Source organism: Pedobacter zeaxanthinifaciens (assembly GCF_003313335.1).
GTDB classification, from domain to species: domain Bacteria; phylum Bacteroidota; class Bacteroidia; order Sphingobacteriales; family Sphingobacteriaceae; genus Pedobacter; species Pedobacter zeaxanthinifaciens.
Window position 1 is genome coordinate 363,361 of record NZ_QMHP01000003.1, and the last position, 24,135, is coordinate 387,495.

Consider the following 24,135-nt stretch of genomic DNA (forward strand, 5'->3'; position numbering starts at 1 on the left):
AAGCCCCAATTGCGAACAATTGAGGCTTCGTATTTAATGTGAGTTTGGGAATTTATTAGCGGGTATTGGATTGTTAATTTACAATAACGAAGTATTGAAATGCTCCACTTGCACTGAATTTGAACGCATACCTTGAACTGTTAACCGTTACCAATACTACATAATCCTGTACAGTTCCGGCCTTGCTTAGCACATAAGCTTTGTTGAACACATAAGCTGGATATGTTGTCGAAAGGTAGTTGGTAATGGCCGTTGGCAAGTTAGCCTGCAAAACCTCCGTCCTGATACCTTTCACATTATCAACAGCAACTCTCTTTAACAAGGTTCCCTGTTTGCTAATTGCAGTGGCAAAAAGGCCGTTATTTTTACTTAGCAGCACATATACGCTATCTTTGGTTACCTGTGCATGCAAAAGCGTATCACTAGGATAGGTAGTAATGAATATTGATTTTACCGCAGCCGGCAAAGCCGATAAAGCAATGGTATCGCGGTGCTTACCGTCCCTGTGATCGAAGCGACCACCATCGTGCCAGCCTCTACCTTTAAGATCCCTACCCTCACGCTGTTCAAGTACCTTTACAAATACCCCTGACGCATCAAATTTTAAGCCTATCGGTTTGTCGTTGAACTTAATTACTACCACATACGCTGTACCTGCATTATCGGTAATTTTAAAGGCTTTTTTAAAAATATAAGAGGCGTAATTTGCTTGTAGATAAGCACCTACAGCGCTTGGAAGAGCAGCAAAGGCCACGGTGTCTCTTTTTACTTTGCCACTAAAACACCCTACCAAATACAGGCTATCGCCGGGCGCTGTTGCTGCCGTGGAAATTAAAGAGCTAATTGAGATAGCGCCCGTTGCACTAATGGTTGCTGCGTTCGGCGCCATCGTGTCGTCGGTATTATTGTCGGCACTTTTTTTACAGGCAAACAAACTTGTGCACAAAAATAAAACGCACAAAAACAGTTGATTTAATTTCGATTTCATGGTTATAGAAGATTTAGGTTAAAAATTTTTGGTTATATAGACACAAATAAGAGCGAAAAGTAAAATCGATTTTTTGAAGTATCGACAAAAATGAGCAATGTATCGACAAAAACGACCGCAAAAGCTTGTTACTGATACTTTTAGCAGGTTGTACAGATTCAAATTGCGCTGTAATTAGCCGCAAACAAAAAGCCCCAACTGCTTTCACAATTGGGGCTTGGTTGCTTTAAACTTACGAAGTTTTTGAAACTTCGTAAGTTTTCGCACTATGCGTTTGCGCCGTGGCAGTTCTTGAACTTCTTGCCACTTCCGCAAGGGCAAGGTTCGTTTCTGCCAATAGTTGCTTCTTTTCTAATTGGCTGTAAAGGCTGAGGTTCGCGGGTGTCGCCAACCAAATCCAAATCAGAATGCTGATCGCCGTACTCCTGCTTTGTAGTTTGCAATTTAGGCTGAGGCTTTGGTGCCACTGCTTCTCTCACTTGCTCTGGCTCCTGTTGCACAGGGATACCACCTTTAAACAAGAAGCTCACCACTTCCTTATTCACCACACTTAGCATGCCTTTAAACAGGTTAAATGCTTCCATTTTATAGATGATCAAAGGATCTTTCTGCTCATAAACCGCATTTTGCACCGATTGCTTCAGCTCATCCATTTCACGTAAATGCTCTTTCCAACTATCATCAATTAAAGCCAAAACAATGGTTTTTTCGAAAGCTTTAGTAATTTCCTTACCGTTGTTTTCAATTGCTTTCTTCAGCTCAACCGGCACCTGAATGTGGCGCATACCATCAGTAAATGGCACTACAATTTGCTCAATCACATCGCCCCTATCAGCAAATACCTGCTTTAACACTGGCATTGCTTGGTTTACTACCGCTTCCGATTTACGGATGTAGAAATTGGTTACCTCATCAAACAATTTATCCGTTAAATCATGGATCTTTTTGCTATTGAACTCTTGCTCCGAAATTTCAGTATCAACCGAGAAGTTCCTAATAACCTCTAGCTTGAAGCCTTCGTAGTTGGTGCTCTCTTTGTATTCAGTTACAATATCTTCGGCTACGTCGAAAATCATATTGTTCATGTCTACATCTAAACGCTCACCGAAAAGTGCATTACGGCGTTTTGAATAGATTACAGTACGCTGAGAGTTCATCACATCATCATACTCTAGCAAACGTTTACGTACACCAAAGTTATTCTCTTCTACTTTTTTCTGTGCTCTTTCGATAGAGTTGGTAATCATAGAATGTTGGATCACCTCTCCCTCTTCGATACCCATACGAACCATGATGTTAGAGATACGCTCAGAACCGAATAAACGCATCAAGTTATCTTCCAACGACACGAAGAATTGCGAAGTTCCTGGATCACCCTGACGACCAGCACGACCACGCAACTGCCTATCTACACGGCGAGACTCGTGACGCTCAGTACCAATGATGGCTAAACCTCCAGCTTCTTTTACACCTGGGCCTAATTTGATATCGGTACCACGACCAGCCATGTTGGTAGCAATGGTTACCTGACCTGGCTGACCAGCTTCTGCCACAATATCAGCCTCCCTTTGGTGCATTTTAGCGTTCAATACATTGTGTTTGATACCACGGAGTTTCAACATACGGCTTAATAGCTCCGAAATTTCAACTGACGTGGTACCTACCAATACTGGACGGCCTGCCTCCGTTAACTTTACAATTTCTTCTGCTACGGCATTGTATTTTTCTCTTACGGTACGATAAACATAATCCTGCGCATCAATCCTAGAGATTTTTCTGTTAGTAGGAATTTCTACCACATCTAACTTATAGATTGACCAAAACTCGCCAGCTTCTGTAGTTGCTGTACCCGTCATACCGCAAAGTTTGTGGTACATACGGAAGTAGTTCTGCAACGTAATGGTAGCGTAAGTTTGTGAAGCATCTTCTACTTTCACATTCTCTTTGGCCTCAATAGCTTGGTGCAAACCATCCGAGTAACGGCGGCCTTCCATGATACGACCAGTTTGCTCATCAACAATTTTCACTTTACCTTCATCAATGATGTATTCAACATCTTTTTCAAATAAAGTGTAAGCTTTTAATAGCTGATTGATAGAGTGTACACGTTCCGCTTTTACAGAGTAATCACGCATTAAAGCATCTTTTTGAGCAATTTTCTCTTCGCTGCTTAAGCTCGATTTTTCTATTTCGGCAATTTCAGTACCTACATCCGGCAATACGAAGAAACTTGGATCTTCACCGGTTTGGGTAATCAATTCAATCCCTTTTTCGGTTAGCTCAACCTGATTGTTTTTCTCGTCAATATGGAAATACAATTCGGCATCAACCTTAGGCATATTTTTAGATTGATCCGCCATGTAGTAGTTTTCGGTTTTCAACAAGGTTTGCTTGTTGTTGCCTTCGCTCAAAAACTTAATTAATGCTTTATTTTTAGGCAAACCACGATGAGCACGTAACAAAGCCAAACCACCTTCACCTTCTTCGGTTCCTACATTACCGCTATTAATTAAATTTTTTGCTGCATTTAATGCCGATTGAACAAAGGTTTTTTGTGCATTTACCAAACGTTCAATACGTGGTTTTAACTCGTGAAATTCGTGTTGATCACCAAATGGCACCGGACCAGAAATGATTAACGGTGTACGGGCATCATCAATCAATACTGAATCGACCTCATCCACCATAGCAAAGTGTAACCTACGTTGTACCAACTGATCTGGCGTTTGCGACATATTGTCACGCAAGTAATCAAAACCAAACTCATTATTGGTACCATAGGTGATATCCGCCAAATAAGCTTTTCTACGTTCTTCCGAGTTAGGTTGGTGTTTATCAATACAATCTACACTTAAACCATGAAATTCGAACAAAGGACCGTTCCACTCACTATCACGACGGGCCAAATAATCGTTCACCGTTACAATATGTACCCCTTGACCAGCTAAGGCATTTAAGTAAGCTGGCAAAGTACTCACTAATGTTTTACCTTCACCGGTTGCCATCTCAGCAATTTTACCGCTGTGTAGTACCATACCACCAATCAACTGTACATCGTAGTGTACCATATTCCAGGCAACTTCAGTTCCGGCAGCTTCCCATTTGTTGGCCCATAATGCTTTGTCGCCAACAATTTTAACGTTGTTCTTTTTGGTAGCTAATTCTCTATCAAATGCGGTAGCGGTAACTTCTAAAGTTTCGTTTTCGCTTAATCTGCGTGATGTTTCTTTTACTACAGCAAAAGCTTGAGGCAAAATTTGTTGCAATACTTTTTCCAACTCTACATTGCGCTCTTTACCTAAAGCATCAACCTCGTCGTATAAATTGGTTTTCTCTTGTAAAGAAAGCTCCGGGCTCTCGGCCTTTGCTTTCAAATCGCTGATTTTTTGATCGATATCAGCTAAAGCAGTTGCAATAGTTGCTTTAAATTCAAGTGTTTTATTTCTTATTTCATCATTAGTTAACGATGATAATTTGATATATTCTTCATTAATTTGAGCTACAATAGGCTGTAGCGCTTTAATGTCTCTTTCTGATTTGCTTCCAAATATCTTGGCTAAAAATCCTAACATGTTATGATTGTTTTTTGGTCTGAAGTCGGATGTCCGAAGTCAGATGATAATATATTTAATTAGTGTACTCTTGTTCTTACGATTCAAAAAAACTCATTTTCTTTCGATATCGGTCTTCAAACTTCCCACTCTACACAACAACCAAGCCATTAATCATAGTATGACAACTTGACTTTGTAGTATTTTAACGGCAAACTTTCGAACTTCCGATATCGGACATTGGACTTTTTAAACTAGGGGCTATTGTTTCGAGGATTTTCTACTACTGCCGAAAAAAGTGCCGGTTGGTTGGCAACGTTATATTTCGAACAGCTTTTAGCAGAAATAACACCTATGGCGCTTAACTGATTATTGGAAAGGATGAAATGAGGTAAATCTTGAGCATCTTGCACTGCTCTCACAGCCGATTGCTCGTTACTAGTTTGTGTTTTCGCACAATACCTTTCGGTTAAATAGCGAAGCCCTTCCACACGGTCGGCTTTGGCCAAGTGCGAAAGACTAAAAAACACTAAAGATATGGTAACAAGGTGCCTCATTATTCGGGCAAATCTAGTTTTAATCTTTTATATACCGAAATTTGATTTGGAAGTACCCCTATCTCCGCCTAAAAAAGTAGAAATTTCATCTATACAAATCCACCACTTAACGATACTTTTTAAATTAATTAACTTTTACTAGCTTGCTTTGGCGTATGTTACATCAATTAAGGCTTCAACAAGTGTTACAGGTATTGGCCGCATTGTCATTACTATTACTTCCGCTATTATTTTTTTACGGACAAAATCAGAGATATAACTTTAATACTATTGTACTGGTAAAATACATTGGATTTTGCTTGGTTTTTGGTGGCATTTACTTCTTTCATTCCTACTTTCTGTTTCCTAAGCTCTACGCTGAGAAAAAACTGCTGGCCTACATTGCATGCCTTATCGTAATCTTAGCTGTAATTGTAGCTATCCGCCCATTTGATTATTTCATTGCCAAGTCTGGAAATCCGCCACCACCATTACAACCTCATAAATTTGACCACCCTCCGCACCGCAATGAGCATGGACCAAAGCAGGGCGGCCCGCTGATAGATATTATTAGCGTTTTTATTTTTTTCATCATCATTATATTAGATGTTAGTAAAGCTACCAACAAACAATTGCGGCTAACTACAGAAAGAGCTTTAAAAGCCGAAGCCGAAAAAGCGCATGCAGAACTTTCTTTTTTAAAAGCGCAGGTAAATCCCCATTTCCTTTTCAACATACTCAACAACATTTATACGTTGGCCGTTATTAAGGATGAAAACACTGCGCCATCCATCATGAAGCTATCAAACATGATGCGATATTTAACCGATCAGGGCGGTAATGACGAGGTTGATTTAGAAGAAGAAATTACCTGCATGAGCGATTATATTGACCTACAACGGTTACGCCTTACCCAAAAAACAAATTTAATTTACGAAGTAACCGGCGACCCCAGTCAAAAGAAAATTGCACCGCTGATATTGATGGCCTTTGTTGAAAATGTATTTAAGTATGGGATTAGCAACCACAAAAAAAATCAATTGGTAATTAAGCTTTTCATAGAGCAAACTTTTGTTAACCTTTATTGCGAAAACACCATAAATCCTGAAAAGAAGACAGAAAAACGAACAGGCATTGGCTTGGAAAACACTAAAAAAAGGCTAGGCTATCTTTATCCAAACCGGCATATATTAGAGGTCACAAATGATCAAAAAGTGTTTAAAATTAACCTAACCATTCATCTTAATTCATGAAAAAAATAAAGTGTATTGCTATAGATGATGAACCTTTAGCCTTAGCGTTAATTAAAACTTATGTTGATGCTACTGAACATTTACAACTGATAGGAACTTTTGAAGACGCCATTGCAGCAGCTGAACACCTGAACCAGTTTCCTATTGACCTGCTTTTTTTGGACATCAATATGCCCGATATTACCGGTATTGATCTATTCAAATCTTTGAAGGTGAAGCCGATGGTGATTTTTACTACCGCATATAAAAACTTTGCGTTTGAAGGGTTCGAATTAAATGCTATCGATTACTTATTGAAACCTATTGATTATATCCGTTTCAAAAAAGCGGTGCATAAAGCGATAGATTATCATCAATATCAAACAAAAAAAAGTGTTGAAATGCCAGATGAGTACTTGTTCGTTTATGCTGAATATAAACTCATTAAAATAGAGGTTAAAGAAATTTTGTATTTGGAAAGCTTAGAAGATTATGTAAAAATCCATTTGATTAGTGGTAAAATGATCATGACCTTAACTACCTTAAAAAAACTGATAGAAAAATTACCTGCAGATAAGTTCAAACGCATACACAGAAGCTATGTTGTAGCTATTAAAGGCGTGCAACAGGTAGCTAATCGCAAAGCTTACCTCAATAACGATTTTTCTCTTCCAATAAGCGATACTTATATTTCGTTTATCCATGATTGGAAAAATGGTGAGCTTTAACATTACTTAACACTGCCGAGGCTTGTCGGCACAAAGCGAGCGATAATCGACACATTTTTGCTACAATCAATCCCAAATTCCATCTTCGACAAGTGTTTCACCCAAGCTATTGAACATGGAAAGAAAAAATTTTTTAAGGAGTTTATTAATTGGAGCAGTTAGTACACCCGTTATTATGGACGCCTGCAAAAAATCTTCGGATACAGCAGCAACAACTACCACTGCCACCGGTGGCTCATCAACTGGTAATTGTGTGGTAGCTCCCACAGAAACCGAAGGCCCATTTCCAACAAAGGCACCAGCCTCTTATGTTAGGAGCGACATTACCGACGGCCGATCGGGCTATAAACTAACAGCCAAAATTACCATTGGCAACAGCAACAATAATTGCAATGCCTTAGCGGGTGCCATTGTTGACATTTGGCATTGTGACGCTGAAGGTAACTACTCAGAGTACGGCGGTACAGGAATGCAATCTACCAACTACCAGTCGGTTCACTTTTTAAGGGGCCGACAAACCACTGATGCCAACGGATTAGTAACGTTTACCACCATTTTCCCGGGCTGGTACAGTGGAAGAGCAACACATATTCACGTACATGTTTACAACGCAGCTGGCACCTCGTTAAAGATTACTCAAATTGCCTTTCCTGAAGGTAGCGGTTCGGCAGTGGCTTTGGTTAATGGCTACTCAAAAGGAATGAGCGGTTACACCTACAACAAAAGCGACAATATTTTCAGCGATGACTCTACCGGGATTGAAATTGCTACTATTACCGGAAGCCTATCTGCAGGTTTTGAACTGAAAATGCAAATAAGCGTACCGGCATAGCAAAATATTTTAATGAATGGGTTAGCCACTTAGCTATGCCCATTTTTAACGTTTGAAATATGGAAAAGAGCAGCATCATAACCCTGTGTTACCGTAAAATCATCACCATCAACAACGAAAAACCTTGGGATCAACTGGTTTTTAAAGACTCGTACGCCGAACTTAAAATGCAGGCACAGTATTATAATGCTAAAAATGAATTTCGCACTTTTTCGCAACTGCTTCAACATGCTCCAAATGCACAGCAACTGCATTTTTTAACCAGTGCTGCCGTTACACCTTACCTCAGCCAGCTTAACGCCACCATGCCTGATATCAGCAATAACTTAGGCAGGCTTTTTTTAAAATTTAAGTCGTTCCGATTTGAAATCATCAACTCCGATTTCAATGATATAGAAAAGCACAGCGTTGCCATTAACTTTTTTAGCGAAGAGCTTTATCTCTTAAATCAAATTGGTAGCTACCTATTAACCACTACCGTAAATAGCGAAACAGATGAAAACGGCGCTATGCCAACCGAATTGTTCAACATTCCTCCATTTTTGAGCATTTGTAACATTAAACTATGATGACCATATCACCAGGCACTATTTTTCTCGCAGATCAACGAACTTTAGTGGAAAATCAACAGCTAAGGAAATTTAGTGCATTTCGTTCTTTTAAAACCAATGGTAATGCTGCCACAGGTTTATATCTGTTTAACGATGAAATGTTGGCACCCAACGCAACCAGCGGGTTTTACACCGAGCAACCGGGTTTCCTTATCCTAATTCCAATCACCGGAACTATCAATTATTTCGATGACAAAGAAAATGATACCGAGGTGGAAGTTGGAGAAGGCCTGATGATTTTTTTGGAAAGCAACACTTTTGTTAAACTTACCAATCCTTATGAAACAGAAGTGATCAGTTATTTAGTTATTTGCATCAAACAAAAACAGTTAGAGCCTAGCTCGCCAGTTTTCTTTACTGTCGACCTATCTAAGCAAAACACCTTCTCTACGCTAAGTCCAGACGCTGCACCTTTCAAAATCTGCATGGCGCAATTTACTGGCCGCGGAGAAAACGAATACCTGCTCAATCAACGCCAAACCTTTTACGTGTATGTGCTGGCAGGCGCTTTCGAAATTGAGGGCAGGCTATTACACGATAGGGATGGACTTTGTTTATGGCATACCGAAAAAGTAGAGATGGAAGCGCTGAGTAACCATGCCACTATCATCACGGTCGAATTGCCAACTTAGCTTATTTCATATTTTATCTGCCTCATCCGCAGAAAGCAATATCTTTGCGGTATGAATATCTTACTCATCGGTTCGGGCGGAAGAGAGTGTGCTTTTGCCTGGAAATTAAGCCAATCGGAAAAATGCGAAAATTTGTTTATTGCACCAGGCAATGCCGGAACAGCAAATTATGGCAAAAATGTAAATATCAACCCTAATGATTTTGAAGCAGTAAAAGCACTTGCACTGAAAGAGCAGATAGATTTATTAGTGGTAGGTCCCGAAGAGCCTTTAGTTTTAGGTATTCATGATTTTTTTGCTGCAGATGAAGCTTTGGCGCACATCCCTGTAATTGGCCCTAAAAAAGAAGGTGCCATTTTAGAAGGAAGTAAAGATTTCTCTAAGCAGTTTATGGAGCGCCATCATATCCCAACGGCAAAATCAAAGTCGTTTACTAACGAAAACTTGGAGGAAGGACTGGCCTATTTAGCGCAGCACAGCTTGCCAATTGTGCTAAAAGCCGATGGCTTGGCAGCTGGGAAGGGCGTGCTGATCATCGATAACCATCAGGAGGCGCAGGATGAACTTAGGCTGATGTTGGATGGCAAGTTTGGTAAAGCTGGTTCTACGGTGGTAGTGGAGGAGTTTTTAACCGGAATTGAACTTTCTGTTTTTATATTAACCGATGGAAAAAACTATGTGATTTTACCAGAGGCGAAGGACTACAAACGCATTGGACAAGGCGACACAGGTTTGAATACAGGTGGTATGGGATCGGTATCTCCAGTGCCATTTGCTGATGCTGCATTTTTAAATAAAATTGAAGAACGTATCATTAAACCTACCGTAAATGGATTAGCAAGCGAAGGAATTGACTATACAGGTTTTATTTTCTTCGGGCTAATTAAAGTGGGCGATGAGCCTTATGTGATTGAATATAATGCTCGTATGGGCGATCCCGAAACTGAAAGTGTAATGTTAAGGATTGAGAATGACTTGCTAGAATTATTTATGGCTTGTGCCAATAAAAATTTAGGCGACTATCAAATCAAAATCAGCGAAAAAAATGCAGCTACCGTAATGATTGTTGCCGGCGGCTACCCAGGTGATTACGAAAAAGGAAAAGTAATTACCGGCTTAGATAACATTAGAGATTCTTTTGCTTTCCATGCTGGAACTACTTCCGAAGGAGGCTTAGTAAAAACCAATGGCGGTAGGGTATTGGCTATCAGTTCATTAAAAGATTCGCAATTTGAAGCTTTACAATGCGCCACCGCTGATGCTGCCAGAATTTACTTTGATGGCAAATATTTTAGAGAAGATATCGGATTTGACTTAATGTAAATCCACAATTCGAGGAAATTATTTCTCAATTATCAACATTTTTCGTAACCTTGTATTTAACAAGGTGCAACTAACCCATTTCCCAACTAAGCACTTTGCGAACTGCTTAGTTGGGATTTTCTTTTGATCAGCTACCTACGCGGTTAATTGGCATGCTTTTTTAGTATTAAGTTTTTTTAATTGTAGCTTGAAAAAAACATTACATAAGGCCATTTTTTATTCAGCCCTCTTTTTAGGGTTGATTTCTCCTATGCTAGTTTTTTCACAACAGGATATTCCAAAAAGGATATCAGTTGTAGTTACAGCTAAAGAAATTGGTAATGAAAAACAGTTAGTGCAATTGCCTGCTGATAATTTTCCGAAAACTATTGGTAGCGCAGCGGTTAAAAAGCATAGCAAGCCGGTTACAAGAGCAATTCCCGAGAAATACATTGCTGTTATAAAAGAGCCAGCGTCAAAAAAAGTGGAGGAAAAACTGATTAAGCCGGCAGTAAAACCGACAGCAGAAAAGCATGCGGAAGCTAAGGCATCCGTAAGCGAAACTAAAACAACTTCCGCTGTACCAACAGATAATAGTGCTAATCAGCAATTTAATTCAGCTACCAATACATCAGCTACCGAAAACAATACAAGTGATTCTATTTCGCCAGCCGACGATATATCGATTAGTAAAACGGTAGAGCAAATAGGTGAAAAAACGATCACTACTATTAAAGCCAGAAAAGACAATAAAGAATTAGCAACATTTACGCACAGTTCAAAAGTTAACTCCATCAGTTACATTTGGATTGGTTGCTTTTTAATTATCGCCGGCGTAGTATTAGGTTTACTTTTTGGAAGGCCTGCATTCTTGATTTCGTTTGTTGGTGTAGTTTTTATTACGCTAGGCTTGGTGATATAAAAAAGCCCCCTGCTTTTGCAAACAGGAGGCTTCTCGCTTAAATAGCTTTTTTATTTAGATTTCTTATCAAGTAGCTCTGATAACTTATCATGTAAAGCTTTACCTCTTAGGTTTTTAGCAACAATTTTTCCATTTGGATCTACTAGGAAACTGAATGGAATGCTCTGAACTCCAAAACCTTTAGAAACTTCGTTATCCCAACCTTTCAAATCTGAAACGTGTGTCCAAGTTAATTTATCAGCCTCAACAGCTTTTAACCAAGCTTCTTTTGTTGTTCTGGTATTGCCACCATCTAAAGAAACACCTAAAACTGTGAAATTTTTATCTTTAAATTTATTAAAAGCATCCACTACATTAGGGTTTTCTTGACGACAAGGGCCGCACCATGAAGCCCAAAAATCTACCAATACGTATTTACCTTTAAAATCAGATAATTTAACTGGCTTGCCATCTGGGTCGTTTTGCGTAAAATCGGCCACCATTGTTCCAATTTGAGTCTTTTTAGCTCCTTCTATTGAACTTTCAATATTTTTACCTAACGCAGTTGATCTTACATTTGCAGCAAATTTTTTGAATTCTGCATCTGCTACACTTGGATCAAATTCGTAACCTAAGCTCGATCTAAAAGCCATTAAACCGATAAAAGAATCCCTATTGCCTTCAGCAAATTTTTTGTAGATAGGCGTTGCCTCGCCGGTAGCAGCATCATATTTGGCCATAAAAGGCTTCATAAATTCCTCATCCTTTTTTTGCTCTTGGGTGTAAGAATTATACTCTTTCATTAAAACCGCAACTTTATCATCCACTGGTTTTAAAGCAGCTTTTAACTTTGCATTATCTTCATTAACCTTTGAACCGGTAATTTTAGCATTTTTGATAGAGTCAGCAGCAATGATATTAATTACAGCAGGCTCTAAGTAAAAGTTCAGCGCATCAGCAGGCACTCTCTTTTTTGGGTCGGCTGGCGGCATATCATTATGTTTCACTCTAATTGAAGCTTGCGTAATCGAAGGAATGCTTCCTTTGAACTCAAATGCACCATTAACTAAACTTGCAGAATCTGCGATTTTATTGCCATAAGCTAAGTAAGCCTTAGCGGGCGCATTTAAACCAGCCACTTTACCTTTTATCGTAAAATCTGATTGAGCCATTAATGCTACCGGTGCCAGCATTAAGGCTGAAAGAATTGCTTTTTTCATTGTTTTAATTTATTTTTTTGGAATGAGGGCGTGCGTTTTTACACCCACATTATTTAGTACTATAAGTTGTTAATCAAATATACAGATATATCATGCAATTTTTGTAACTATTAGGTTAGTTTTTGATAGGTGCGCCACCATAAATCTGGCATTTCCCCATTTACAGCTGTGTTATAATCGTCATATCTGCAAGGGACTAGGTGAAAACGTTCGTTTTTAGAACCATTTGCAGGGTAAGGTACCTGCATCCACCACCTATCCGATTTTTTGCTCTTTACAAAATTCACTTCCGTAGCACCATCATTTACACTGGCCCGGTAAATGATATATTGTGATTTTGGCGTCAATGGAAAATCCTTTTTCCTATTATAAAAGCCATCCATAAAGTACCATACCATTTGCGACAATAACATGGCTGTTTGGCCGCTTCTATCAAATGCTGGATTGAATTCGTAAAAACCAATCGAAGTTAGCTTATCGCTCATGCCAGCATAACGGGCAATACGACAGGCATCTTCGCCATAAAAACCGTTAGGCACCATGTTCGCATTAGCGCAGGCATCACTAGAACGAATGGCTCCAATATCAAAGCTTACCATATTCGCATTACGAATCACAGGCTCAGATACCGATAAATCCGCAACAAACTCGCCCAACCGGTGTACATCAAAATAAAGTTTATCCATCACTCGCAAACTATCCTGACTTACAAAATAGGTTTGGTAACCCATGTTGCTAAAATTGAATAGGTAGTTGGGCTGATGCAGAAAAATTTTACTCAAATAACTTTGTGAAGTCGTGGTAACATCTTCCGTTTCATCTTGCTCTAAATCAAAGCGATTATCTACCACTAACAAATCAACTTTTTGCTCTAAATTTTCATAACCCATGTATTGCGCATAGGTGATATCTTGACCACCACCAATGATAATTGGCACGATATTCAGCTTAATTAATTCTGAAACAACATTTTTTACAGCAAAATAAGTATCAGAAACGGCTTGCCCAGCAATGATGTTGCCCAAGTCAACTATTTTGGTTGGCACCTGGCCCTCATTCAGCAGATAAAACTGTTCTCTAAAATAATCTGGTGCCAAAGCACAACCGTTGTTATTAACCGCTCCCCTATCATCTTTTACTCCAATAATAGCCAAATCGTACTTTCCTTCTTCCAATTCGGGGAAGCTATCAGTAAAAAATTCCACCTTCATTCCTAGTTGGCTGGTTAGGAAACCATGTTTAGGTGTAAATTTTTCAGTATCAATTGGTGAAAAAAAATCGGATAAAGTCATAAAGCCACTAAAATGTTTGCCCTCAAATATCTATTTTTGAGCGCATATTTCAACACAAAAAATGAAATGATACTCGTTACAGGGGCAACAGGTTTTTTAGGGGCAGAGTTAGTAAAGCAGCTTACCGACCAGAATTTAACAGTTAGGGCCATTAAAAGAAGCACGGCTGTAATTCCATCCACACTTAAAAATAACCCGCTTGTAACTTGGCACACTGCAGATATAAACGAACCAGAAAGCTTGATTGAAGCTTTTGACGGCGTAACCAAAGCTTACCACTGCGCTGCATTTGTTTCTTTTGATCCTAAGGATAAAGCCAAGCTTTTAAAAATCAATATCGAAGGCACCGCTAACATGGTGAACATTTGCTTGGATTTAAATGTGCGTTTATTGCACGTGAGTTCCATTGCGGCCCTGGGCGATGCAAAGCCTGGCGAACTGATTACTGAAAAGCATTTTTGGGATTACAACCCTAAAGCGCACAATTATGCCATTTCTAAATATCAAGGGGAAATGGAAGTTTGGCGTGGCATAGCCGAAGGACTGGACGCCGTAATTGTGAATCCAGCGGTTATTATCGGCAAAAATGCTGGCTACAATGGCAGCGGAGCCATTTTTAAACTGGTAAAGGAAGGCTTGAAATTTTATACCGATGGCGCCACTGGCATTGTTGATGTAGCAGATGTTGCCAAGTGCATGATTTTATTAATGGAAAGCAATATCAGCGAAGAACGATTTACACTTAGCGCCGGAAATTTGCATTACAAAGATTTTTTTGCGGAAATTGCGAAAGGCTTTGGCGCTAAAGCTCCTTCAAAAGAGGCCAAACCCTGGATGCTCGCCTTAGCGTGGCGAGCGGCAAAACTGGCAGCGCTGTTTACCGGTAAGCCCGCAGCGCTCACTAAAGAATCTGTCCGCAGTAGCTTCAATTTAAGTTATTATAGCAACAAAAAAGTAACCGAAACACTCAATTATACATTTAAACCTCTAAACCAAAGCATCGCTGAAGTTTGCAATGCCCTTAAATAATGAAGCAACAAAACTTTTATATCATTGATTTCGACAGTACGTTTACCCAAGTGGAAGCGCTAGATGAATTAGCCAGAATTTCTTTAGCTAAACATCCTGACAGAGAAGCCATTTACCAAAAAATTGAAGACTATACCAATTTAGCAATGGAAGGTAAACTGTCTTTTTCGGAAAGCTTGGCACAAAGGGTAAAATTATTGGAAGCCAATGAAGAGCATTTGCAAAAACTAATCAAGCATTTGAAGAAAAAAGTGTCAAAATCTTTTTCACGCAATGCGGAATTTTTTAAAAAACATGCAGATGAAGTATTGATTGTTTCGGGTGGATTTAAAGAGTTTATCACGCCGGTGGTAAGCCAATACCACATTAAAAAAGAAAATATTTACGCCAATACTTTTGTTACTACTGGCGATGGAAAAATTATTGACTACGACCATGCCAACCCGCTGAGCGAAGAAGGTGGTAAGGTAAAACTGATGCACCAACTACAGCTGCAGGGCAATTTATATGGCATTGGCGATGGCTATTCTGATTATCAACTACGTGAAAGCGGTTTGATTAAAAAGTTTTATGCGTTCACAGAAAATATTGCCCGTGAAAGCATTGTTACCAAAGCCGACCACGTAACGCCAAGTTTTGATGAGTTTTTGTACGTTAACAACCTGCCAAGGGCGATATCTTACCCTAAAAATAGGATCCTTTGCTTGGTAATTGGGGATGTAAATGCTGATAGCATTGCTTTTCTAAAGAAAGATGGCTTCTCTATTCGCCATAAAACAGAATTTGAAGAAAAGTATGTTGGTGATGTAGGCATGTTGCTATTGGCCAATGGCGAAAAAATTGATGATGACATATTGAGAAGGGCGGTTAAGCTCAAAACAATAGGTTATTTAGGCAGTGCAAAAAACAAATTCTCTTTACAAATTTGTAGTGAAATGGGCATTGTTGTTTTCGACGATCCTAAAGGAAATCCTAGGAACTCCTTATTTATTCCAAAGCGTGTAGCCGATTTCATGAACAAAGGCACTACGTATTTGAGCAGTAACTTTCCTAATTTACAGTTGCCAGCTATCGATAAATCGCATCGTTTGATTCATATCCATAAGAATGTACCGGGTATCATGGCTCAAATCAACAATATTTTTGCTAAACACAACATCAATATTGTTGGCCAATTTTTAATGACCAAAGGTGATATCGGCTACGCCATTACTGATATCAATGCTGAGTACGACAAACAACTCTTCAAGTCCTTAAAAAAAATTGAGCATACTATTAAATTTAGGGTGTTGTATTAAAATTTAACTAAACTTTTTTAAGTTTAAGTAACTGTCATTCTGAGCGCAGCGAAGAATCTACAAATTATGTTTAATTGATAATCAGATTCTTCGCTGCGCTCAGAATGACAAAACGGACTAAGAAGTTCCACATGACTTTACTATCGTCGATACATATTTCCAACTTTACACTTATCATCGATAGGCCAAGCTAGCTTATTGTCTTTTTCAAACGGATGCTGAACTAAATTCGTGTAGCATTTCGCCCTGCTACAAATCAGCATGACCCAACTAGACCACCATCCACAACTTGTTTATGGATTGGTGAGTATAAACAAAGAGGTTAAATTGTAAAGACAATATAAAATGGAATTAACTCCACAGATTAAAGAAAAATTAACCCTGCTTCAGGAAAAATACGAAGCCATGGGACAAGATATGGTCTCCTATTTAGATGGCCTTTTATACGCAGATTTCCTCACTTACTGGGATTACATACATTTGGATACTTTGCTGAGTTTGCAGAGCCCAAAAACGCCGTTCCCCGATGAGGAAATTTTCATCATGTATCATCAAATTACAGAGCTGTATTTCAAACTATCATTGCATGAGTGCAAGCAAATAGCTACAAACGAAAACCTCACAGCTAAATTTTTCACTGAAAGGGTGAAGAGAATTAATGCCTATTTCAATGCTTTAACCACTTCATTTGAGGTAATGGTAAATGGCATGGAAAAGGAACAGTTTTTAAAATTCCGCATGTCGTTGTTACCAGCTAGTGGTTTCCAAAGTGGGCAATACAGGATGATTGAAATATCGGCCACTAATTTTAGCCAATTGGTAGACAAAAGTAAGCGTAACGAATTGGCCAATGCCAGTATCGAGGAAAAATTTGAATACATCTATTGGAAATTTGGCGCAACGGAATTGGCCAGCGGAAAGCAAACCCTAACCTTAAAGCAATTCATCAACAAATATGCAACGCAATTTTTAGCCCTAGCAAAAGAACGTGAGCACAGCAATTTTGCATCGCTTTACAAACAATTAGAAGCTAAAGGTGAAGCTGTTGGAGAACTTGCCGAGGAACTGCGAAAGCTGGACCTTTACGTGAATGTGGAATGGCCATTGTCGCATTACAAATCTGCGGTGCGTTATCTCGAAAAAGATCCTGTGGACATTGCTGCTACAGGCGGTACAAACTGGCAAAAATACTTACCTCCTCGTTTTCAAAAAAGAATCTTCTACCCGTTTTTATGGACTGAGCAACAGATGGAAGAATGGGGAAAAGGCTGGGTACTTAGTGTGTTGCAAACACTTAAAAACAAACATTAATTCTTCTAAAAAAGCTAAAAAACACTTGATTTTTAGTACTTTTGCAGCAAATAAGAGCATCGGTATATACAAAATGCCGCTGCTCGCATAAATTTCTATAAGATGACCGAAACATTAGACATCAAAGTAACCAAGGCTGAGCAAACTCGCCTTACTGTTACTGATTTTTCGCAGTTGCCATTCGGTAAAGTGTTTACCGACCACATGTTTTTGTGTGACTATGAAGATGGTGAATGGAAAAACCCAAGAGTAGTTCCTTATGGTCCAATCCCTATGAGCCCAGCAATTTCTGCGCTGCACTACGGACAAGCCATTTTTGAAGGCATTAAAGCCTACCGACTGCCTGATGGGAAAATCAGCATTTTTAGAGCTGATAAAAACTTCCTTCGTTTTAATAAATCGGCTAGAAGAATGGCAATGGCCGAAGTTCCTGAAGAAATCTTTATGCAAGGAATGGCTACCCTAATTAACGTTGATGAAAAGTGGGTTCCTAACCAAGAAGATTACGCACTTTATATTAGACCTGTAATGTATGCTACTGACCCTTATTTAGGCGTTAGACCATCTGACAGTTATACTTTTGCGGTATTAACCACACCAACTGGCAAATATTACAATAAAGCTTTAAGGGTTAAAATAGAGACTGAATTCACCAGAGCTGATGATGGCGGTGTAGGTTTTGCTAAAACTGCAGGTAACTATGCTCGTTCTCTATATCCATTTGAGGAAGCAAGAAAAGAAGGCTTTGACCAACTAATTTGGACTGATGCTCAAACCCATGAGTTTATTGAGGAGGCGGGAACAGCCAACTTGATGTTCGTAATTGACGGAAAGTTAATTACCCCTGCGGTGAGGACTACCGTATTAGATGGCGTAACAAGAGATACCATTATCCAATTAGCTAAAGCTGAGGGCATCACAGTAGAGGAAAGAAGACTATCTGTAAAAGAGATCATCGAGGGGATTGAAAACGGCAAGTTAACCGAAGCATTTGCTGCTGGTACAGCTGCTACCGTTACCCATATTGGTGAAATTGGTTACGAAGGTAAAACTTACACACTAACCGATGTAGAAACCAGACACGTTTCAAATGGCATCGCTAAAAAGCTAAATGACATTAAGTATGGCCTAGCTCCAGATACTTTTGGATGGAACTGGGTAATTTCTTAATCGAAATTCAACAATAATATAATAAGCCTCGGATTTTATTCGGGGCTTATTTATTTGCTTTCAACCTCAGCTCCCTGCGCATCCTTCGTCGCTCCCTATCATCTTTCATATTTTCAAATTTTGTAACGTAGCGCTTAATTTCCATTTCCTTTTGCTTGCTGAGGCCAACACTATGTTTCACCCCTTGAAATAAACTACGCCAAATAAAATTGAAAAAAGAACCAGTTGGCTTACGTTCATAACTAACAGTTGCCAAGGTGAGTTTTCCATCGTCCGAAGGATTATCAGAATAAATTACCATTGCATTGGCCAATAAGGAGAGTATCCCCAAGCGCCGCAACCGCTGACCGCCTTCATGGCGTTTCATTAAGCCTATGGATAAATCGTTGTAAATAAATTCTACCTTGCCTTTGGCTACTTCCTCGTTGGCAGAAATATCAAATGCAAAGCGCCTAATTAAACAGCTTTTAATCATAAGCATGGCCAAAGGTTTTGTGATGTAGTTCAGCTGCCGTCCGTCCATATTTACCAATTGTCCTTTGTAAGAAAAATCTGCCTTGGGCGCCAATACATTAAATTTAAAATTAACATTTAGCTTGCCTTGCCCCATTAAGTAGCTTTCCAAATTGGCCTCAATAATTGGATTTTTGCGTTTTACTTTTGGCTGGTTAGTAACATTGCTGATAATGCCAGAGGTGTTTTTAAAATTGATTTGCCCCCTTTGCCCACTTTGTTTATCAAACTCAGCATAACTGATATTTAATTTGTTGAGCTTTATTTTTTTAACCGTAGTATGTATTCCTATTTTTTGGAGAAGTTGATGAGGAAACTTGCCCGTTTTATCTTTCAACAACTTGGGGTAGGAGTTATCGTTAAATACGGCTAAAGTACCATCAGCGATACCCATTTCATCAGCAATTAGCTCTCTATTTTTGATATAAGCAAACAAATTGATGCCGTAAAAGTCGATATTATTTAATTTTAGCGAATACCTATCCCTAGCGTAACCATTCACCTTGGCAAAATCTTTTTCTGAATAGCGGGGCTCCAATGAAAATTCTTTTATGTTCAACTTCTTTTGAGAAGCACTAAACTCAAACTGGTTAGCCTTGATATAATACATGCTATCAGGGGTGGCATAAATGTAATTATTGAGATACACGTAAGCATCTTTCAACAAATAAAATCGGGTTTTATCTTTTGCTGAGGCGCTGTCAATTAACCAATTTTTTAGGGTAATGGAGATATTCGAAATCGTGTCAGTTTCTGGTATAGCGCCATTGCGATTAACATATTTAAAACTTGCATTTTTAAAGTCGATAGTGCTTACCTGAACTGATTTGAAAATTTTCTTCACATAATCATACGGTGACTGCTCAGGTTGCGGCGGCTTATTTTCATTAAACGGTAGCGATTTGTTCACCATCGTAATTTGAGGCCGATCAAAAAGTAGCAGGTCAACGTCGAGTTTTTTATCAAAATAAATTCTAAAAGGATGAAATCGTTTGATCCTCAACTTTTGCAAACGGATGAAATAAAGATTGTTTGGTGCCTTACGCTGCGCTATCAATTTTTTGTACACCGCCGTATCAGGGATTAAACTTACTTCTGTTAATGATGCGTTGCCCGTTAGCGGGTTCACCATTACCTTCTCAAAACGGATATCGTACAGTCCATTGGTTGCTTTTTTCACTACCGCCGCTAACTCACGCTGAACAAAGGGCTTAATTTTATTGGAAACATACCATGCAGCTAAACCTGTTAACACCAACAAAAATACGAGTACGCCAAAAATCCATTTCCACTTTTTTTTATTCTTAAACAGCGCCTTAAAATTCATTAACAGTATAGAGATTAGCCAACCACAATATACATTTAATTAGCAAATTTTAAATGCTTTGCTGAAAGAGTATTATTGGAATTTCGTTACACTGATATCATTTCTTTTTCTTCGGATCTGGCATTTTTTTCATCGGTACAATTCCAATACCTACTATCTCACGCATCCCTTTAAAAACCGTTTTCCACATTACATTGAAAAACGATGCTTGAGGCGGGCGTTCGTGTGTCACATTCGCAAATCGTCCTTTATCACCTGGAATGTTATCATCCTTAATGAGCAGCGTATTCGCTAAAAACGAAAGCAAACCTTTCTTCTTTTCCTTGCCGTCGGCGTCTTCACCCAACATCTTAATTTTCAAATCCCGATAATAAAAATACACTACACCCTTTGATCCGCTACTGTTAGCCGAGACATCAAAACTAGCGGATGTTACCCTTCCGCTCTCAATAGCAATTTGCCCTAAAGGCTTTGAAATGGTATTTAAAGCCTGTAAATTGAAGCTGCCGACCTCACCTTTATAGTTAAAGGCGCCGTTGTTAGACAACAAATTAAAGTCAATCTTTACGTTAAGTTTAGCTGCACCCATTACGTAAGTTGTTAGGTTGGCATAGGCATGGCCTTTTTTACTTAATCTTGCACTATCGTTAGTTAAATTATTTACCACACCATGTAAACCATCTAATTTAATGGTGCCTATTTCTTTTGTTTTAGGATTGTATTCGCCGTAGGCTACATTTACTTTGACAATTTTCAATTGTTCTACGATAGTTGGAATTGGCAAACGCTTTAAAGCCATATGGGGGAAATTGCCCGACTTATTTAAGCTTGAGGGAGGTAATTCTCTATTCATGAAAACGTTTACGTTAGCAGGCCCTAGGTCAATCTGCTTAACATGCAGTTCTCCATTGGCATTTAGCCCCACATAATCTACGCCTGAAATACTGATCTTTTTAAAATCAAGATCGTACCTATCCTTTTGTACACTATACTTTTTGCTGAACTCAATTTTAGGATATTTGGGTATCATTTTAAATCCACGTACTTCCAAATCTTTACCAGTAATGGAACCTCTTAAAGTATCTAATTTTAGTGTGTAAAGCTTGTCTTTCGTATCAGATTGATAACCAATTAATTCGAATCCAATGTTTTTACTATGAAAAATACGAGTAGTATCAAACTGCGCCGCCGAATCAATTAAAACATCTTTTACATTAATAGACAAATGCTTGATGGCATTCAACTTTTTTCGCCCGTTGTAATAATCAAAATCAGCATCAATTACTTTTATTTGTGCAACGGCAACAGACTTTAACGATTTTGATAATTGCTGATAAAGTGTTCGGTCATCTTTTACCGTATCAGGGCGTTTGGGAACTTTATAATACACCATATCTATTGATGGATGATCCAAGACGATGGCATTCAAATCAATTTTTTTCTTGAAATAAGCAGTTAAAATTCCTACTCTCGCAATTTTTAGGTGTGCTAGCTTTATCCTAAACAAATGGGTTGGCGCTTGCTTTTTTACTTTTAATTGATTGAATATATTGGTATCGGGAATTAAACTAATGCTATCCAATACGGCCGTTCCAGTTAAAACATTAAGGTGTATATCCTTAAAATTAATTTGGTATAAACCGTTGGAAGCATTGTGCACACCTTCTTTAATTTTTGAAGTAAGCATTGGCTTCCATTTTGCACTTAAAATAATGGCTCCTACTCCCAATAAAATGATGATCGCCCCAAAAATACCGCCCAACCAGTACCAAAACTTGCGCTTGCGGTAAAATGTATTTTCGCCCATAAGGATTGCTGTTTGTAAACTTAAAGACAAAAAATATACGCCATTGTTTTTCAAAGCTTAAAACACTGCGATTCTTTGATATAAGATATGCCATACACATCTTTAATTCTTCACCTACCTACACTTGGGAATCAGAGATATCGATTAAAAAACTACGTTAATGGAATTTCTAAATAGCGTTGATAGAACGCAGTGAGTGAATTGTTAACGAATTATAAAATTACTGCCATTATGTCATTTTAGATATAATTTTCGTACTTTTGTGGCCTACAAAAAGTTTGATTAATGATTGATTTTAAGCTTCAGGATAAAACACACGACGAAAGCCGACAAGGTGAAGCACTGGTATTGGAAAAAAAGGGAGATGGGAAAAAGCTTTACATCGAAAGCTACGGTTGCCAAATGAATTTTGCAGATAGCGAAATTGTGGCTTCCATACTTTCGGAAACTGGTTTCGAAACCACTCCTGACTACCAAAATGCTGATGTAATTTTCATAAATACCTGTTCTATCAGAGAAAATGCCGAGCAGCGTGTACGCAATAGGCTATCGCAGTTTGGCAAAGAAAAACGTAAGAATCCAAAGTTGGTTGTTGGGGTATTGGGTTGCATGGCCGAGCGCTTAAAATCTAAATTTTTAGAAGAAGAAAAATTAGTTGATGTTGTAGTAGGGCCCGATGCTTACCGTGATTTGCCAAAGTTAATTAACGAGGTAGAAGATGGCCGCAAAGCCGTTAATGTAATTCTTTCGCGTGAGGAAACCTATGCAGATATTAGCCCAGTGCGTTTAACAGGAAATGGCATAAGTGCTTTCATTTCCATTACTCGTGGTTGCGATAACATGTGTTCGTTTTGTGTGGTACCGTTTACCCGCGGACGTGAACGCAGTAGAGATCCACAAACGATCCTTAACGAAGCCCGTCAGTTATTTGAACAAGGCTACCGTGAAGTTACACTATTGGGACAAAACGTTGATTCCTATTTTTGGAAAGATGGGCAGGAGCTAAAAAGCAAAGCCGATGATTTACAGGACGAAATGAACACTTTAACAGGCGATGCCTTGTTAGAAGCTTTGGTAAATAAAACTGACTTGCCAGAAAAACGTGGTGATCATCATCATGAAAGCTTGGAAGGTTCGGTAAACTTTGCTCAACTGATGGCTATGGTGGCAGAAATCAGTCCCGAATTAAGGGTTCGTTTCTCTACATCGCACCCTAAAGATATTACCGATGAGGTATTGCACACCATTGCCAAGTACGATAACATCTGCAACTACATCCACTTACCAGTTCAAAGCGGCAATAGCAGAATATTGAAATTGATGAACCGCACCTACGATAGAGAGTGGTACATGAATCGTGTAGATGCCATTAAGCAAATTATTCCAGGCTGTGCCATTTCAACAGATATCATCACGGGTTTTTGTACCGAAACGGAAGAAGAACACCAAGATACCTTGAGCATGATGGATTACGTGACCTACAGTTTCGCTTATCAGTTTGCATATTCTGAACGCCCTGGAACTTTAGCAGCACGCAGGTACAAGGATGATATTCCGGAGGAGGTAAAACTGCGGAGATTAAATGATATTATCCAGAAACAGCAGGAAGGTTCACACGCTTACATCAAAAACTTTGTAGGCAAAACCGTGAAAGTGTTGGTGGAAGGTTTCTCGAAAAAGTCTGATAAGGAATACCGCGGGCGTAACGATGAAAATGTAATGGTTGTTTTCCCTGTTACCGATTTTGTAAAACCAGGCGAATATGCAAATGTTTTAGTAGAACGTTGCACTACTGCTACATTAATTGGCAAAGCAGTCTGATTTTAGACTTACGAATTACGATTTTAGCATCTCC

At 38.9% G+C, this 24,135-nt stretch carries 19 protein-coding genes; 12 read left to right on the plus strand and 7 right to left on the minus strand.

Translation table 11 applies throughout. The features are described 5' to 3' along the window. Positions 1-73: 73 nt before the first annotated feature. The 3 genes from DUT68_RS06555 to DUT68_RS06565 all read right to left on the minus strand — a co-directional run bounded on the left by DUT68_RS06555 (position 74) and on the right by DUT68_RS06565 (position 5,096). Positions 74-988 (minus strand): PepSY-like domain-containing protein, encoded by a 915-nt coding sequence (locus DUT68_RS06555; protein WP_113636830.1) that lies wholly within the window; start codon positions 986-988, stop codon positions 74-76. A gap of 266 nt (positions 989-1,254) precedes the next feature. Further along, on the minus strand, positions 1,255-4,560 hold the full coding sequence (gene secA / locus DUT68_RS06560; RefSeq protein ID WP_113636831.1) for a preprotein translocase subunit SecA: 3,306 nt from the start codon (positions 4,558-4,560) through the stop codon (positions 1,255-1,257). 233 nt (positions 4,561-4,793) lie between these two features. Next, positions 4,794-5,096 carry a hypothetical protein gene (locus DUT68_RS06565; protein WP_113636833.1) on the minus strand — a complete coding sequence of 101 codons (303 nt, stop codon included), beginning with the start codon at positions 5,094-5,096 and terminating at the stop codon, positions 4,794-4,796. A 155-nt stretch (positions 5,097-5,251) separates the two neighbouring features. On the opposite strand from DUT68_RS06565, the gene DUT68_RS06570 reads away from it, so the two are divergent. From DUT68_RS06570 to DUT68_RS06600, 7 genes are all read left to right on the plus strand, one after another. Continuing rightward, positions 5,252-6,328: a sensor histidine kinase gene (locus DUT68_RS06570; RefSeq protein ID WP_113636834.1), complete on the plus strand. Its 1,077-nt coding sequence runs from the start codon at positions 5,252-5,254 to the stop codon at positions 6,326-6,328. Continuing rightward, the gene (locus DUT68_RS06575) at positions 6,325-7,035 is read left to right on the plus strand and encodes a LytR/AlgR family response regulator transcription factor (RefSeq protein WP_113636836.1); all 711 of its coding nucleotides are present in this window, start codon (positions 6,325-6,327) and stop codon (positions 7,033-7,035) included. The genes DUT68_RS06570 and DUT68_RS06575 overlap by 4 nt, the downstream gene beginning before the upstream one ends. Positions 7,036-7,150: 115 nt before the next feature. Further along, on the plus strand, positions 7,151-7,867 hold the full coding sequence (locus DUT68_RS06580; protein WP_113636837.1) for a dioxygenase family protein: 717 nt from the start codon (positions 7,151-7,153) through the stop codon (positions 7,865-7,867). Positions 7,868-7,926: 59 nt separating this feature from the next. Further along, positions 7,927-8,436 carry a hypothetical protein gene (locus DUT68_RS06585; RefSeq protein ID WP_113636839.1) on the plus strand — a complete coding sequence of 170 codons (510 nt, stop codon included), beginning with the start codon at positions 7,927-7,929 and terminating at the stop codon, positions 8,434-8,436. Beyond that, a complete protein-coding gene (locus DUT68_RS06590) occupies positions 8,433-9,110 on the plus strand; it encodes a pirin family protein (RefSeq protein WP_157960787.1) in 678 nt (225 codons plus the stop codon). Before DUT68_RS06585 ends, DUT68_RS06590 begins: the two co-directional genes overlap by 4 nt. 51 nt (positions 9,111-9,161) lie before the next feature. After that, entirely contained in the window at positions 9,162-10,433 is a 1,272-nt protein-coding gene (gene purD / locus DUT68_RS06595) for a phosphoribosylamine--glycine ligase (protein WP_113636842.1), read from the plus strand. 250 nt (positions 10,434-10,683) lie between these two features. After that, on the plus strand, positions 10,684-11,334 hold the full coding sequence (locus DUT68_RS06600) for a hypothetical protein (RefSeq protein WP_157960788.1): 651 nt from the start codon (positions 10,684-10,686) through the stop codon (positions 11,332-11,334). Between the two features lie 50 nt (positions 11,335-11,384). On the opposite strand, the gene DUT68_RS06605 is transcribed toward DUT68_RS06600, so the two are convergent. Then, positions 11,385-12,533 (minus strand): TlpA disulfide reductase family protein, encoded by a 1,149-nt coding sequence (locus DUT68_RS06605; RefSeq protein WP_113636845.1) that lies wholly within the window; start codon positions 12,531-12,533, stop codon positions 11,385-11,387. Positions 12,534-12,643: 110 nt separating this feature from the next. Beyond that, positions 12,644-13,825, minus strand: a complete 1,182-nt coding sequence (locus DUT68_RS06610; protein WP_113636847.1) for a formimidoylglutamase — start codon at positions 13,823-13,825, stop codon at positions 12,644-12,646. A gap of 66 nt (positions 13,826-13,891) precedes the next feature. On the opposite strand from DUT68_RS06610, the gene DUT68_RS06615 reads away from it, so the two are divergent. The 4 genes from DUT68_RS06615 to DUT68_RS06630 all read left to right on the plus strand — a co-directional run bounded on the left by DUT68_RS06615 (position 13,892) and on the right by DUT68_RS06630 (position 18,633). Then, complete coding sequence (locus DUT68_RS06615) at positions 13,892-14,854, plus strand: NAD-dependent epimerase/dehydratase family protein (protein WP_113637058.1); 963 nt, start codon at positions 13,892-13,894, stop codon at positions 14,852-14,854. Then, positions 14,854-16,152, plus strand: coding sequence for an HAD-IB family phosphatase (locus tag DUT68_RS06620; RefSeq protein WP_113636848.1), 1,299 nt, complete (start codon positions 14,854-14,856; stop codon positions 16,150-16,152). Before DUT68_RS06615 ends, DUT68_RS06620 begins: the two co-directional genes overlap by 1 nt. A 345-nt stretch (positions 16,153-16,497) precedes the next feature. Further along, the gene (locus DUT68_RS06625; RefSeq protein ID WP_113636850.1) at positions 16,498-17,463 is read left to right on the plus strand and encodes a tryptophan 2,3-dioxygenase family protein; all 966 of its coding nucleotides are present in this window, start codon (positions 16,498-16,500) and stop codon (positions 17,461-17,463) included. Positions 17,464-17,565: 102 nt separating this feature from the next. Next, complete coding sequence (locus DUT68_RS06630; RefSeq protein WP_113636851.1) at positions 17,566-18,633, plus strand: branched-chain amino acid aminotransferase; 1,068 nt, start codon at positions 17,566-17,568, stop codon at positions 18,631-18,633. A gap of 46 nt (positions 18,634-18,679) precedes the next feature. Here DUT68_RS06630 and DUT68_RS06635 read toward each other — a convergent pair whose 3' ends face one another. Continuing rightward, positions 18,680-20,473: an AsmA family protein gene (locus DUT68_RS06635; RefSeq protein ID WP_113636853.1), complete on the minus strand. Its 1,794-nt coding sequence runs from the start codon at positions 20,471-20,473 to the stop codon at positions 18,680-18,682. Positions 20,474-20,570: 97 nt separating this feature from the next. Beyond that, positions 20,571-22,280: an AsmA family protein gene (locus DUT68_RS06640; protein ID WP_113636855.1), complete on the minus strand. Its 1,710-nt coding sequence runs from the start codon at positions 22,278-22,280 to the stop codon at positions 20,571-20,573. A 285-nt stretch (positions 22,281-22,565) separates the two neighbouring features. Here DUT68_RS06640 and DUT68_RS06645 point away from each other — a divergent pair, with 285 nt between their 5' ends. Next, positions 22,566-24,101, plus strand: coding sequence for a MiaB/RimO family radical SAM methylthiotransferase (locus DUT68_RS06645; protein WP_113636857.1), 1,536 nt, complete (start codon positions 22,566-22,568; stop codon positions 24,099-24,101). Positions 24,102-24,135: the final 34 nt, after the last annotated feature.